Source organism: Bacillus sp. iso_77, from assembly GCF_056173625.1.
The window spans coordinates 1,149,961-1,162,398 of record NZ_CM149683.1; the positions used below are offsets into that span (position 1 = coordinate 1,149,961).

The 12,438-nt window shown below is 42.6% G+C and carries 17 protein-coding genes and 1 riboswitch; of the genes, 12 read left to right on the forward strand and 5 right to left on the reverse strand.

The features are described 5' to 3' along the window. Nucleotides 1-65: 65 nt before the first annotated feature. From AC0VYC_RS05755 to AC0VYC_RS05800, 10 genes are all read left to right on the forward strand, one after another. Nucleotides 66-1,913: a monovalent cation:proton antiporter family protein gene (locus AC0VYC_RS05755; RefSeq protein ID WP_475389659.1), complete on the forward strand. Its 1,848-nt coding sequence runs from the start codon at nt 66-68 to the stop codon at nt 1,911-1,913. A 53-nt stretch (nt 1,914-1,966) separates the two neighbouring features. Beyond that, nucleotides 1,967-2,076, forward strand: a riboswitch (TPP riboswitch). Between the two features lie 78 nt (nt 2,077-2,154). Continuing rightward, a complete protein-coding gene (gene tenA / locus AC0VYC_RS05760) occupies nt 2,155-2,865 on the forward strand; it encodes a thiaminase II (protein WP_017367022.1) in 711 nt (236 codons plus the stop codon). Beyond that, nucleotides 2,840-3,457 carry a thiazole tautomerase TenI gene (gene tenI / locus AC0VYC_RS05765; protein ID WP_327855237.1) on the forward strand — a complete coding sequence of 206 codons (618 nt, stop codon included), beginning with the start codon at nt 2,840-2,842 and terminating at the stop codon, nt 3,455-3,457. Before tenA ends, tenI begins: the two co-directional genes overlap by 26 nt. After that, on the forward strand, nt 3,441-4,553 hold the full coding sequence (gene thiO / locus AC0VYC_RS05770; RefSeq protein WP_475389662.1) for a glycine oxidase ThiO: 1,113 nt from the start codon (nt 3,441-3,443) through the stop codon (nt 4,551-4,553). Before tenI ends, thiO begins: the two co-directional genes overlap by 17 nt. Continuing rightward, entirely contained in the window at nt 4,550-4,753 is a 204-nt protein-coding gene (gene thiS, locus AC0VYC_RS05775) for a sulfur carrier protein ThiS (protein WP_256689177.1), read from the forward strand. Before thiO ends, thiS begins: the two co-directional genes overlap by 4 nt. Nucleotides 4,754-4,757: 4 nt before the next feature. Continuing rightward, nucleotides 4,758-5,525 carry a thiazole synthase gene (locus tag AC0VYC_RS05780; RefSeq protein WP_210552359.1) on the forward strand — a complete coding sequence of 256 codons (768 nt, stop codon included), beginning with the start codon at nt 4,758-4,760 and terminating at the stop codon, nt 5,523-5,525. Then, nucleotides 5,522-6,535 carry a thiazole biosynthesis adenylyltransferase ThiF gene (locus AC0VYC_RS05785; protein ID WP_475389664.1) on the forward strand — a complete coding sequence of 338 codons (1,014 nt, stop codon included), beginning with the start codon at nt 5,522-5,524 and terminating at the stop codon, nt 6,533-6,535. The genes AC0VYC_RS05780 and AC0VYC_RS05785 overlap by 4 nt, the downstream gene beginning before the upstream one ends. A 17-nt stretch (nt 6,536-6,552) precedes the next feature. Further along, entirely contained in the window at nt 6,553-7,359 is an 807-nt protein-coding gene (gene thiD, locus AC0VYC_RS05790; RefSeq protein WP_024720133.1) for a bifunctional hydroxymethylpyrimidine kinase/phosphomethylpyrimidine kinase, read from the forward strand. Between the two features lie 149 nt (nt 7,360-7,508). Next, complete coding sequence (gene fabI / locus AC0VYC_RS05795) at nt 7,509-8,285, forward strand: enoyl-ACP reductase FabI (RefSeq protein WP_003211867.1); 777 nt, start codon at nt 7,509-7,511, stop codon at nt 8,283-8,285. 113 nt (nt 8,286-8,398) lie between these two features. Continuing rightward, nucleotides 8,399-8,971: a CotO family spore coat protein gene (locus AC0VYC_RS05800; RefSeq protein WP_475389667.1), complete on the forward strand. Its 573-nt coding sequence runs from the start codon at nt 8,399-8,401 to the stop codon at nt 8,969-8,971. Between the two features lie 37 nt (nt 8,972-9,008). Here AC0VYC_RS05800 and AC0VYC_RS05805 read toward each other — a convergent pair whose 3' ends face one another. The 5 genes from AC0VYC_RS05805 to AC0VYC_RS05825 all read right to left on the reverse strand — a co-directional run bounded on the left by AC0VYC_RS05805 (nt 9,009) and on the right by AC0VYC_RS05825 (nt 11,641). Further along, nucleotides 9,009-9,452 carry a CotY/CotZ family spore coat protein gene (locus tag AC0VYC_RS05805; protein WP_008348434.1) on the reverse strand — a complete coding sequence of 148 codons (444 nt, stop codon included), beginning with the start codon at nt 9,450-9,452 and terminating at the stop codon, nt 9,009-9,011. Between the two features lie 209 nt (nt 9,453-9,661). Continuing rightward, the gene (locus AC0VYC_RS05810) at nt 9,662-10,153 is read right to left on the reverse strand and encodes a CotY/CotZ family spore coat protein (RefSeq protein WP_008348432.1); all 492 of its coding nucleotides are present in this window, start codon (nt 10,151-10,153) and stop codon (nt 9,662-9,664) included. Between the two features lie 147 nt (nt 10,154-10,300). Continuing rightward, nucleotides 10,301-10,786, reverse strand: a complete 486-nt coding sequence (locus AC0VYC_RS05815; protein ID WP_008348431.1) for a spore coat protein — start codon at nt 10,784-10,786, stop codon at nt 10,301-10,303. A gap of 88 nt (nt 10,787-10,874) precedes the next feature. Continuing rightward, entirely contained in the window at nt 10,875-11,210 is a 336-nt protein-coding gene (locus AC0VYC_RS05820) for a hypothetical protein (protein ID WP_035392394.1), read from the reverse strand. 44 nt (nt 11,211-11,254) lie between these two features. After that, nucleotides 11,255-11,641: a spore coat protein gene (locus AC0VYC_RS05825; protein ID WP_007498962.1), complete on the reverse strand. Its 387-nt coding sequence runs from the start codon at nt 11,639-11,641 to the stop codon at nt 11,255-11,257. 177 nt (nt 11,642-11,818) lie between these two features. Between AC0VYC_RS05825 and AC0VYC_RS05830 the strand changes: the two genes are divergently transcribed. After that, nucleotides 11,819-12,169 (forward strand): DUF1360 domain-containing protein, encoded by a 351-nt coding sequence (locus AC0VYC_RS05830; RefSeq protein WP_035700339.1) that lies wholly within the window; start codon nt 11,819-11,821, stop codon nt 12,167-12,169. 71 nt (nt 12,170-12,240) lie between these two features. Then, nucleotides 12,241-12,369, forward strand: a complete 129-nt coding sequence (locus AC0VYC_RS05835) for a hypothetical protein (protein WP_008348422.1) — start codon at nt 12,241-12,243, stop codon at nt 12,367-12,369. Nucleotides 12,370-12,438: the final 69 nt, after the last annotated feature.

Below are 12,438 nucleotides of genomic sequence, written 5' to 3' on the forward strand. Positions count from 1 at the left end.
TGTTAGAATCAATGCTTTAACGTAAAACTTAAAAATTAAACATGAATGTTAGGAGGCTTTAGCCAATGGAGCATACATCTGTTTCATCACTCGTTGTCGTTATTATTGTAGCCTTTTTCACCCCCATTTTATTGCACCGGTTTAAGCTGACCATCCCGGTCGTTGTCGCTGAAATCATCATGGGGCTCATCATTGGAAAAAGCGGTCTTCAACTAGTTGTTGAACACGACGCATGGCTAGATACGTTATCCATGCTAGGTTTTATTTTTCTTATGTTTTTAAGTGGACTTGAAATAGATTTTTCTTCTTTTGAATCAAAGAAGAAAGCGCGAGAACTACCAAATGGATTAAAAGAACCGAATACATTTAAAACAGCGACCATTATTTTTGTTGGCGTATTTTGTATGTCCTTTATCCTGTCTTATGCGTTTGTCCTTGCAGGATTTATTCAAAATGCCTTTTTAATGACGCTTATTATTTCCACCATCTCATTGGGTGTCGTGGTTCCTACCTTAAAAGAGGAAAAGTTGATGCAGACGAATATTGGTCAAATCATTTTGCTTGTAGCCGTCATTGCTGATTTGGTGACAATGATTTTACTTGCTGTGTTTTCCTCCATTTATGGCGATGGAACAGGGAACATGTGGTTGCTCTTATTATTATTTGCGGCAGGTATTCTTCTTTATTTATTTGGCCGGGTATTTAAGACAAAGTCCATTTTTCAGTCAATGTCAAAAGGAACGGTGCAAATTGGGACAAGAGCCATCTTTACTCTCATTATAGTCTTAGTTGCCTTATCTGAATCACTCGGTGCTGAAAATATTCTTGGGGCTTTTTTAGCAGGTGTGCTTGTGTCTCTTCTTTCGCCTAATAAAGAGCTCGTACAGCAGCTGGACTCGTTTGGCTATGGATTTTTAATTCCGATCTTTTTTGTGATGGTTGGTGTGGACCTGAATATATGGTCACTCTTTAAAGATCCAACCATCATGATCATGATTCCGCTACTGTTTATCGCATTATTGCTTAGTAAACTCGTTCCGATTCTTTATTTAAAAAAATGGTATGACATGAAAAAAGTTATCGGTTCTGGTTTTTTATTAACCTCGACGTTATCCCTAGTTATTGCTGCTGCAACGATTGGTGAGCGGCTTGGTGTCATTGATCATAAAATGTCAGGAGCCCTTATTCTAGTCGCTGTGCTCACGAGTGTTTTAACGCCTGTTTGGTTTAAGGCGTTATTTAAACAAGAACGTGAAACCAATCATAAAAAGCGTGTGACGTTTATTGGAGCGAATCAGCTGACGTTACCTGTGACGCTTGATTTGCATCAGGATGAATATGACATTCGTATTTTACACGTCTTTCAGGAAAATAAAGAAGCCTTGCTTGCTGACTCCATCTTTGAAGTTGAAGCGATTGAACAATATGACGATGATACGCTCAGGCAGGCTGGCATCGGGCAAGAGGATGTGCTCGTTGTAGCTACAGGCAGTGAAACGAAAAATAAGGAAATTGCTTTATTTGCAAAAGAAGAAGGGTCTAAACAAGTCATTGCAAGTGTTAACAAAGCGGAAGCCGAGCTGACTTTAAAGGAAGCAGGGATCGATACCTTTTCTAACTTCTTATCATCTAAAACGGTGCTGAGGGCATTGATTGAAGCACCTGATGCGATTCGCTTGTTAACAAATGAGGATTCTTCTTTGTATCAAATTCAAATGAACAATCATCGGTATCATAATGTCATGCTGAGGGAATTTCCTTTTACCGGCGATTTGGTGTTTGTCCGTATTTTTAGAGGAATTGACAGCTTAGTACCGCATGGGGATACGACGCTTAGAAGCGGTGACCGCGTGCTTGTGTCTGGCTCCCGGGAGTATGTGGCAGGACTTAGAGCCCAATTAGAGTTGCGATGAACCCTTGACCGATGAACAAATCCTGATTAAGATAGAGGTACAACAATATATGTTTGATCCACTAGGGGAGTCCTTTAAAAGGGCTGAGATAAAAGTGTAGACTTTTAGACCCTCATTACCTGAACAGGTTCATACCTGCGTAGGGAAGTGGTGCGGTGTTTGACTATGCTTTTTACAAATTCCAAACCACTTTCCACGCGGAAAGTGGTTTTTTTATATGGAAAAACAGGAGGAGAGGAACATGACATTTTCGAACGAATGTAAAGAAGCAGCAGCTAGATGGTGGAATGGGAGCTTTACACACCCTTTTGTGAAAGGGATTGGTGATGGCACACTTTCACTCGATCGTTTCACTTATTATGTGATGCAGGATTCGTACTATTTAACTCATTTTGCAAAAGTACAATCGTATGGAGCCGCTATTAGTGAGGACTTACATACGACAGGCAGAATGGCATATCATGCGCAGGGTACGTATGAAGCAGAGCTATCACTGCATAGAAAGTTCACAGAACTGCTCCAGATCTCTGATGAAGCGCTGGCAAACTTTAAACCTTCTCCAACTGCTTATGCATATACCTCGCATATGTACCGATCTGTGAAAAGCGGTCGTTTTGAAGAAATTTTAGCCGCATTATTGCCGTGCTACTGGCTTTATTATGAGGTAGGAGAAAAACTGAAACAAACAACGCCTGACCATCCGATTTATCAAGAATGGATTTTGACATATGGCGGGGATTGGTTTAAAGAGCTTGTTTTTGAACAGGTGAACCGTTTTGATGAACTTGCAGAAAAAGCGCCAGAACATGTGCGGGCTAATATGAAAGAAAATTTCGTGATTTCGAGCTATTACGAATACCATTTCTGGGAGATGGCGTATGAAAAAGAAATGTGGCAAACAGCATGCTTAGATGGGGTTGGTGCAAATGGAACTCCATGCAGTGACAAATGATACGCTTCCTGTCAGGGAGCTCATCAAGCAAATAAAAGACATTGCGTCTGAAGTAGACTTTATTCATATTCGTGAACGATCGAAGGCAGCAGGTGAGCTGGTTCACCTCGTGAAACAACTACTAGCAGAAGGTGTTCCGAAAGAAAAGCTGATTATAAATGACCGAGTTGACGTTGCGCTGCTGACCAATATTCACCGGGTTCATCTTCCAGGACACAGCTTTTCGCCAAAGGAATTAAGACAAAAATTTCCTCATCTCCATGCGGGGGTATCGGTTCATTCGATAGAAGAAGCCAAAGCAGCAGAGAAGAACGGGGCAGAGTATGTCATGTTTGGGCATGTGTATGATACCGCATGCAAACCCGGACTACAGGCGAGAGGCATAAAGATTGTGGAAAACATGACTTCTACGCTGTCCATTCCAGTCGTTGTCATTGGTGGAATCACACCAGAACGACTGCCAGAATTGATGCATGTTGATTTAAAGGGAATAGCCGTCATGTCGGGAATTTTTGCTCATCCTCAGCCGCGCAAAATGGCGCAAACATTTTCTAAAAAGCGAAAGGAGAATCCTTATGAACAAGCATTATGATGTTGCAATCATTGGTGGTGGAATCATAGGGATGTCGATCGCTTATCACCTTGCAAAAGTAGGAAAGCAGATTGTCTTATTTGAGGCAAATGAGATCGGGAAGCAAACGACGAGTGCGGCTGCTGGCATGCTGGGTGCACATGCTGAAGGAGAAGGTGATGAAGATACTTTCTTTCAAGTAGGCAGACAAAGTCAGGCTTTATATGAAAAATTAACGGTCGACCTTCAGCATGAATCGGGCATTGATATTCGGACATCAGTGGGCGGGATTATGAAGGTGGCTTTTACAGAACAAGAAAAGCGAGCTCTTTGCCGGATGCAGCATTTGCCCACATTTGAATGGCTTGAAGCAAGCAGCGTAAAAGAACGTATGCCTCAAATAGCAGATGACATCGTAGGAGCAGGCTTGATAGCAGATGATGTACATGTCGAGCCATATGCGGTATGCAGGGCTTTTTGGCAGGCGGCTGTTCGGCACGGAGCGGATGTGAAGGAGTTTACCCCCGTTATCGATGTGAAGAGGGGAAAAGAAACTTTGACAGTCAGTACAGCTAAAGGCATCTTCACATGTGATCATCTGACTGTAGCAAGTGGTGTATGGTCAGGCCGTTTTTTGGAAGAACTGGGGTTATCACATTCTCTCTATCCAGTAAAAGGAGAATGCGTGTCTGTTTGGAATAACGGTCCAGCGCTTGCACACACCATCTATCATGATCATTGTTATATCGTTCAAAGGGATAGCGGTAAGCTAGTGATTGGTGCAACGATGAAACCTAATGACTGGCAGGCCGTTCCGACACTTGGCGGTATTGAAGCAGTTATTCAAAAAGCATCTCAGCTCATGCCTTCTATTCGAGAGATGCCGATTGATCAATGCTGGGCAGGTCTACGGCCAGCGACAAGCGACCGGCACCCCTATATCGGAAAACATCCGGAAGACGAGCGTATTCTTTTTGCAACGGGACATTACCGAAATGGCATTTTACTTGCGCCGATTACGGGGGAAATCATTCGCGGCTTGATAGTAGGCGAGTCTGTGAATAAGGAATGGCTTCATGTGTTTCGTATTGGGCGAAAGGAGGCATTGTTCGTATGAAAGTTCAATTGAATGGAAGAATGGTTGATTTCGATAAGGAAAATGGCACGATTTTTGATCTGCTATCAGCCTATCAACTTGAAAACCGAGTGGTGATCGTTGAAAAAAATCAAGAAATTATAGATAAAGAAGCCTTTCAACAGGTAAAAATTCAACCAAATGACACGATTGAAATCGTTCACTTTGTAGGAGGAGGATGACAACATGCTGCATATTGGCGGAAAAACATTCACATCTAGATTATTACTTGGTACAGGGAAGTACCCATCATTTGAAATTCAAAAAGAAGCTGTGAACGTATCAGAAGCTGAAATTTTGACCTTTGCTGTGCGAAGAATGAACATATTTGAACCATCACAGCCCAATTTTTTAGAGCAGCTCGATTTATCAGCCTATACATTGCTGCCAAATACTGCCGGGGCAAGTACAGCGGAAGAAGCGGTGCGGATTGCCCGTTTAGCGAAAGCTTCTGGACTGTGTGACATGATCAAAGTAGAAGTCATTGGCTGTTCAAGGTCTCTTCTGCCAGATCCAGTCGAAACGTTAAAAGCATCTGAAATGTTATTAGAAGAAGGTTTTATCGTGCTGCCATATACGTCAGATGATGTGGTGTTGGCAAGGAAATTAGAAGAACTTGGTGTCCATGCCATTATGCCAGGTGCTTCTCCAATCGGTTCAGGTCAAGGGCTTTTAAACCCTCTGAATCTATCGTTTATTATCGAACAGGCAAAGGTGCCAGTTATTATTGATGCGGGTGTAGGTTCTCCGAAGGATGCTGCTTATGCGATGGAATTGGGCGCTGATGCTGTATTACTGAATACAGCCGTGTCTGGCGCAAAGGACCCTGTGAAAATGGCTAAAGCGATGAAGCTGGCGATTGAATCTGGAAGACTCGGGTTCGAGGCAGGCCGTATTCCATTCAAAAACTATGGAACAGCCAGCAGTCCGCAGGAAGGAATGCCAGCATTTTGAGCACACGTTATTCACGCCAAGAGCTTTTTAGGCCTATTGGAGAGGAAGGACAAAAACGGCTACATGCCTCAAAGGCCGTCATTATTGGGGCTGGGGCACTTGGAACAGCGAGTGCTGAAATGCTCGTCCGTGCCGGCGTAGGATCTGTCACCATTTTGGATAGAGATTATATTGAATGGAGCAATCTGCAGCGTCAGCAGCTATACACAGAACAAGATGTTCTTGATCGGCTGCCAAAGGCTGTGGCTGCTGAGAAAAGACTCAAGAAGGTGAACAGTGATGTTCACGTGAGAGGAATCGTCCTTGACGTGACCGCTCAAAATATTGATGAGTACGTCAGCGGGGCATCCATCATCGTGGATGCAGCGGATAATTTTGAGGTGAGAATGATTGCGAACGATGCGGCCGTCAAACATCAAATTCCGTTCCTTTACGGAGCCTGTGTAGCAAGCTATGGTATTCAATTCACAGTGATTCCTGGTGAAACACCATGTTTACACTGCCTGCTTGAGCATTTACCTGCACAAGGCATGACATGTGATACAGCAGGAATTATTAGTCCAGTTGTGCAGCAGGTTGCGGCCTATCAAGTGGCGGATGCACTGAAGCTTTTAACAGGACACCAAATCACGCCGGTATTAAGATCGTTTGATTTATGGACAAACGAGCGATCTGATATTCGATCCGTTACGCCTTTAAAAAAGAAACAATGTCCAAGCTGCGGTCTTAAGACATATCCATTTCTCTCTTATGATCAAAGAGCAAAAGCAGATGTATTATGTGGACGAAATACCGTACAAATTCGCAGTGCACTAGGGGCACCCCCGGCGCTGCATGAAGTAGCACGTCAGCTAAAGAAAGCAGGAATGGATGTGCTGGAAAATCCTTATTTGCTTTCGTGTCAGAAGGATGAGTACAAGCTCGTTTTATTCAAAGATGGCAGAGCGCTTGTACATGGGACAAATGATATTGCGAAAGCGAGAACGATTTATCATCAATGGATTGGCTAATGAGAGGGTGAGATGACATGACGATTAAAAAAGCATTAACCATCGCAGGTACTGATTCTGGTGGTGGAGCAGGTATTCAAGCAGATTTGAAAACCTTTCAGGAGCTTGGTGTGTACGGAATGTCCGCCATTACGGCCATTACAGCTCAAAACACACTTGGTGTTCACGGTATTTATCCACTGTCTATCGAGGCGCTCGAAAGTCAAATTGATGCAGTAGCAGAAGACTTGTTGCCAGATGCCGCTAAAACAGGGATGCTGTGGAGTGCCGACATGATCAGTGTCGTTGCTGAAAAGACGAAGCAATATGATTTGAAACTAATTGTCGATCCAGTCATGATTGCTAAAGGAGGCGCTTCTTTATTAAATGAAGATGCGGTCTCTGCTATGAAAACACAGTTATTACCTGTCAGTTATGCAGTCACACCGAATCTCCCTGAGGCAGAAGTGCTGACAGGCATGCGCATTCAGACAAAAGACGATCGCCATAGAGCAGCAGAACGACTTTATGAGCTTGGCACGTCCTATGTTGTGATCAAAGGAGGTCATAGCCCTTCAGACGGCCTCATTACAGATCTTTTGTACGATGGAAAAAGCTTTTTTGAACTCAGTAATGAACATATTGATACACCACATACACACGGAACAGGCTGTACATTTGCAGCGGCATTAACGGCAGAAATAGCAAAAGGTCGTTCCATGAAGGAAGCCTTTGAAACGGCAGAAACCTTTGTCCATGAGGCGATCAAATTTCCTCTGAATATTGGCGCTGGGCACGGACCGACTAACCACTTTGCTTATCAGCAAAACAGAGTCAAAGCATAAAAAGAAGACTGTCTTCACTTGTGAAGGCGGTCTTTTTTCTGAAATAAAAACTTTCTTTCAGCGGAAATTGTCAATATCTCATGATTTGTGATAAGATTATGATCAGGTACTAATACTATGTCTTGAAAAAATAGGAGGCTTTAATACATATGAACTTTTCTTTAGAAGGCCGTAATATTGTGGTGATGGGTGTTGCCAATAAACGAAGCATCGCTTGGGGAATTGCTCGTTCACTTCACGAAGCAGGAGCTCGTTTGATTTTTACTTATGTTGGAGATCGTCTGGCAGAATCAGTGAAAGAGCTAGCAAGCACGCTAGAGCGTGATGATTCCATTATTCTTCCTTGTGATGTGACAAGTGATGAAGAAATCGAAAAATGTTTTGCAACGATTAAAGAAAAAGTACAAGTCATCCATGGTGTTGCACATGCGATTGCATTTGCGAACAAAGAAGAGCTTGTCGGTGAATATTTGAACACGAACCGTGAAGGTTTCCTTTTAGCGCACAACATTAGTGCCTATTCACTAACAGCAGTAGCAAAAGCAGCACGTCCGCTCATGACAGAAGGCGGAAGCATTGTCACACTTACTTACCTAGGCGGAGAGCGCGTTGTCTCTAACTACAATGTCATGGGTGTAGCAAAAGCAGCCCTTGAAGCAAGTGTGAAATACTTAGCAGCTGATCTTGGAGCGGAAGGCATCCGTGTGAACAGCATTTCTGCTGGTCCAATTCGTACGTTATCTGCAAAAGGAATCAGCGGCTTTAATACGATCCTGAAGGATATAGAAGAGCGTGCACCGCTTCGCCGTACAACGACTCCTGAAGAAGTTGGCGATACAGCACTATTCTTATTCAGTGATTTATCGCGCGGCATGACAGGTGAGAATCTTCATGTTGATTCTGGCTTCCATATCATTGCCCGCTAAACGAATAAATGATTTGCAGCATACCAATCACTGGTATGCTGTTTTTTATTTTTCTTCTGATTTGGGGTGTCCTCTCATATATATAAGGAATGAATCATTCGGGAGGGATCAGTATGTCAAATAAAGGTGATGAGAATCAAAAGCCGCTTATGTATATTGTTCAGCCGAGCTATGATGAATCAGCGCCGGCCATGCAAAATATTGTGAGAAAGCGAAAGAAGTCAGAAAAACCTTCAGAAACCAAAAAAAGTGCCAAAGAGGATGCAACAGAGAGCGTGCAAGAACCTGTATCACAGGAAGTAAAGCAGAAAAAAGAAGAGCCGCCTGCGCTACAGCAAGAGCGGGAGATCAATCAAGAAAAAGATAATTCACAAAATCGAGAGCCAGTACAAGAACAAGAAAAACAGCCAGAAGGCGTATTTCATGAAACAAAAGAAGAACCAAGAAGAAAACGAGTGAAGAAGCCGTTAAGCCAAATGAATATCGAGGAGAAAGTCGATTTTCTTACAAGTCTGCCGCATAATATGCCGAGAGCGCTTTGCCTCATTGAAGCCGATGGAAAAACATACAGAGGAATCATCATGGAGAGAAAAGACAATATGGCCGTCATCCGCACGGCAGGCGGCGGTAATCCAGTGGAATTAGCGATTGGTGATATTTCTTCTATTCATCCACTTGGTTTTTAATGAACATAAAAAAAGTCCCATAACGGGACTTTTTTTGTTAGCAGCTACGGTTGATGAGTCTTGGATTTAAGCACTCGATTGCGCAGAAGCAGTCAAGGTCTACTTCAATGCAATATTTTGATTTTTCTAAACGGAACACATCACATACGGAATCTTTATCTGTAAAATCTAAAATATGACGATCTTTGTCAAATGCAATAAGCAAGCTGAGTGTTGCGCAGTGATCAGAGATGTGTTCGACTCTGAAAAATGCAGTGCTGAAGCAAGGGCCAGCATCTACTTCTCCGACGTTTCCGAATGCGACGAATGGTTTTGATTTTGAGGTAAATAGAACAAACGGGACAGTGTCACCTAATGAATGTGATGGAGAAAGGAGATTGCTGTAACAGCTGGTCGGGCAATCCTCTTCGACGGCATTTTGTAAGTCGTTTATGTTTTCAACAGCCTCTGCTACACAGTTCCATGAATGTTTGCGGCTCATATTCAACCCTCCTATACAAGGAAATTTGTTTGAGTGTTTGAGCACTGTCATCATCTATAAGCTTTATTACGTGTCTCGCCGGTTGATGCATCTAATGTCAATCAATGCGGAAGCGGCCGCCTTTTGCTGACTGCTCCGCATGATTGGTTGTCATTCGTGAGGAAGGGGATGCTTTGACTTATGACAAGTTAGATGAGCGGGCGATTGGTTTAGCCGTGGTGATGATGCTTTTTATCTTTTGTTGGCATGACTCTGTCGACAAGTTCTGGATTTAAACATTGGATGGCGCAGAAACAGTTCAAATCAACTTCGATACAAAAGTCCGCTTTTTCTAAACCAAAGAAGTCAGGATCGCAAGGGTGACAAACGCTTAGCGTATGTCCGTGTACATCAACAGGTCTTAATACAGATAATGTGGCACAGCAGTCATGCAATTTTTCAACCCGGAAGAAAATGGATTCGAAGCATTGGCAATCGTCAACAAATCCTCCAATGTTTCCGAAAGTAGAGAACAATCCGCCCTTTTTATCAAAAAGTAAAAACGGAATCGTATCTTTTCCAGAAACTGTCGGGCTTAATAAATTACTGTAGCAGCTCGTAGGACATTTATCTTCTACAGCTTCCTGCTCTGCTAAAATCTTATCAACCGCATCGCATACACAGTTTTCATCATGTCGGCCATGGTGTTTTCCGCAGCTCATGGATTTCAGCTCCTTTAACAAGGTATTTGACTTTAGTCCTTAACAACATATGTATGCGCCCTCTAGTTGGTGTGGGTAAATGACTATTTATCTTTGTTGTATTTTTAGAAAAAGGAAAAGCAGAGCTTTTCGCTCTGCTTTTGTACATTAGAGGATACCAATTGCAACGATCGTCGCAACAAGTGTCTGTGTAAGCGTTTGGATGGCAATAGAGATGTCTGCATCGATTGTAGAGACTGTAACGTTTCTAGAGTTTTCGATGACAAGTTTCTGGCGATTTGTTTGTTTGTGGCTAGCTGCTTGCAATAGATCTTGCGTGACGCGGTCAGCTAGGTCACCATCAGCGATTGAGATGTTTGTAATGGTGATGATCGCTGTTTGAACAGCTGCTTGGATAGATGCTGCAACCTGTGCATCAACAGAAGAGACGTTAATGTCACAAGAATCTCTAACGATAATGACTTCCTCAGATGTCTGCTTTGTCACACTCACTTGATCAAAGTCTTGTAAAACATCTTCATCATCATAATAGTGGCCGTCACAAACTGCTTTTCTTTCGTAGTTATGATGGTAATCGCCGTGGTGTGTACAGTTGCGATCTAGAGCGACCCAAGAGTATGGTTTAGAATCCATTTCTTTTCCTCCTTCCGTTTACTTTATTAAATGCTGGAATGATTGGTTTTGTCTCGGGCATTTATCCTAGCAGGCAACCCATTTTTATTTAATCGTTATTTTGCTGCGCTTGACGACGCTGCTGGATACGTTCTCGAAGTGAATTTCGTTTAGGGCGCACTTGTGGTTCAGGCTCTACCTCTTCTGCATGTTTTGCTGCCTCTGCCTGACGCTTTTTCTCTTGCTGCTGCTGTACGAAATCATCTGCTTTCTTTTGTAAATCCTGAACCAGCTTCAAAATCATCCTTCTTTGATCTTCTGAAAGGTTTGCTTTCTGATCATCTGTGACATTATTTTTATTTAAAATGTCACTCACAAGAAGGCTTGTTAATGGATCAACATCAGTGTTGATTTGAAACTCCTTTTTTTCGTTCTCTTCAGCCACGATTATTTCACCTCTTTCATACGTGATGTTAGAAAAAGAAAGGGTCAAAGAATGCCGGCTTCAACTAAAAGTACATTCAGTGTTTGAGTGAGAATTTGTACGGAGTTCATAATGGATGCATCAGATAATGTAATCGTGACGTTATAACAATTGATGATTTGAATCACTGTTTTCTTTTGAACTGTCACTTGTTGTGCAGCTAAAAGCTGTTCTGTGATGTCTGCAGCCAATTCATCATCTGGTACAAGAATTTGAATTAAAAGAGTAATGATTGTCGTTACGGTCGCTTGAAGGGAGAGTGCGGCTGTTACATCTGTTTTATGAATCGTGACATTTTCGGAATCCTTGATCTCGATGAAATCATCATAATTGCTGATTAATTCGTTCAACAGTTGTGTGTATAATAAATCAGCACTTTCTTCAATAGACAATACTTTCACTCCTTTCTTATCTATACATTATTTAATGCAGCAGGGGCTCAAGGTGGAATCGGAAAGCATGAAAAAGTACAACCCAATTTTATTTGCCCTCGATTCATCATGGCGGCCTTTCTTTTTGCATATATAAAGAAAGGACGGAAAAAGAAGAATGAAGGAGGTGGAGGTTCCATGAGCGGCGCTTTGTCATTTGCTATATTTGCCCTCGCATCCTTTAGGCTGACGAGATTGATCGTGTTTGATACGATTACAGCCCCCTTTCGCCGTCTATTTCATGAAGAGCAAGAAGAGGTAAACGAACAAGGTGAAGTCGAGACCTATATCGTCATTAAGGGGAAGGGACTGCGATCTTGGATAGGAGAGCTGTTAAGCTGTTATTGGTGTACGGGTATGTGGTGCACTGCTGCTTTACTACTGATATACATATTTTTTCCTGTCATCAGCATGTGGCTTAATTTACTATTAGCGATTGCCGCCGCAGCAGGCTTGATTGAAGCAGTCGTGTCGAAGCTTGTGAAATAAACAGGCATTCTGATCAGACACGCTTAAAGAAAATGCATATACTAACACGGAATAGGAAAGGAAGGGTTGCGATGAAACCAACTGAAACACCGTCACATATGCTTCAAGGGTATCCAGCGCAGTCAAATCAACAATCTGTATATACGAAGAAAATCAAGAAGACTGGCTGCGGCTGCGGGAAGAAAAAGAAACCTCAATAGGGAAAAACAAAAGCCGGATTTATCCGGTTTTTTTGTTGCCCTTTTTTTGGGTGATGCATATGTAAGAGA

What these genes read in the sequence shown, in the direction of transcription:
- AC0VYC_RS05815 (WP_008348431.1), bottom strand. Translation starts at nt 10,786, where the DNA reads ATGGATTCTAAACCATACTCTTGGGTCGCTCTAGATCGCAACTGTACA.
- thiD (WP_024720133.1), top strand. Translation starts at nt 6,553, where the DNA reads ATGACGATTAAAAAAGCATTAACCATCGCAGGTACTGATTCTGGTGGT.
- AC0VYC_RS05830 (WP_035700339.1), top strand. Translation starts at nt 11,819, where the DNA reads ATGAGCGGCGCTTTGTCATTTGCTATATTTGCCCTCGCATCCTTTAGG.
- tenI (WP_327855237.1), top strand. Translation starts at nt 2,840, where the DNA reads ATGGAACTCCATGCAGTGACAAATGATACGCTTCCTGTCAGGGAGCTC.
- AC0VYC_RS05810 (WP_008348432.1), bottom strand. Translation starts at nt 10,153, where the DNA reads ATGAGCTGCGGAAAACACCATGGCCGACATGATGAAAACTGTGTATGC.
- AC0VYC_RS05805 (WP_008348434.1), bottom strand. Translation starts at nt 9,452, where the DNA reads ATGAGCCGCAAACATTCATGGAACTGTGTAGCAGAGGCTGTTGAAAAC.
- thiS (WP_256689177.1), top strand. Translation starts at nt 4,550, where the DNA reads ATGAAAGTTCAATTGAATGGAAGAATGGTTGATTTCGATAAGGAAAAT.
- tenA (WP_017367022.1), top strand. Translation starts at nt 2,155, where the DNA reads ATGACATTTTCGAACGAATGTAAAGAAGCAGCAGCTAGATGGTGGAAT.
- fabI (WP_003211867.1), top strand. Translation starts at nt 7,509, where the DNA reads ATGAACTTTTCTTTAGAAGGCCGTAATATTGTGGTGATGGGTGTTGCC.
- thiO (WP_475389662.1), top strand. Translation starts at nt 3,441, where the DNA reads ATGAACAAGCATTATGATGTTGCAATCATTGGTGGTGGAATCATAGGG.
- AC0VYC_RS05755 (WP_475389659.1), top strand. Translation starts at nt 66, where the DNA reads ATGGAGCATACATCTGTTTCATCACTCGTTGTCGTTATTATTGTAGCC.
- AC0VYC_RS05780 (WP_210552359.1), top strand. Translation starts at nt 4,758, where the DNA reads ATGCTGCATATTGGCGGAAAAACATTCACATCTAGATTATTACTTGGT.
- AC0VYC_RS05835 (WP_008348422.1), top strand. Translation starts at nt 12,241, where the DNA reads ATGAAACCAACTGAAACACCGTCACATATGCTTCAAGGGTATCCAGCG.
- AC0VYC_RS05800 (WP_475389667.1), top strand. Translation starts at nt 8,399, where the DNA reads ATGTCAAATAAAGGTGATGAGAATCAAAAGCCGCTTATGTATATTGTT.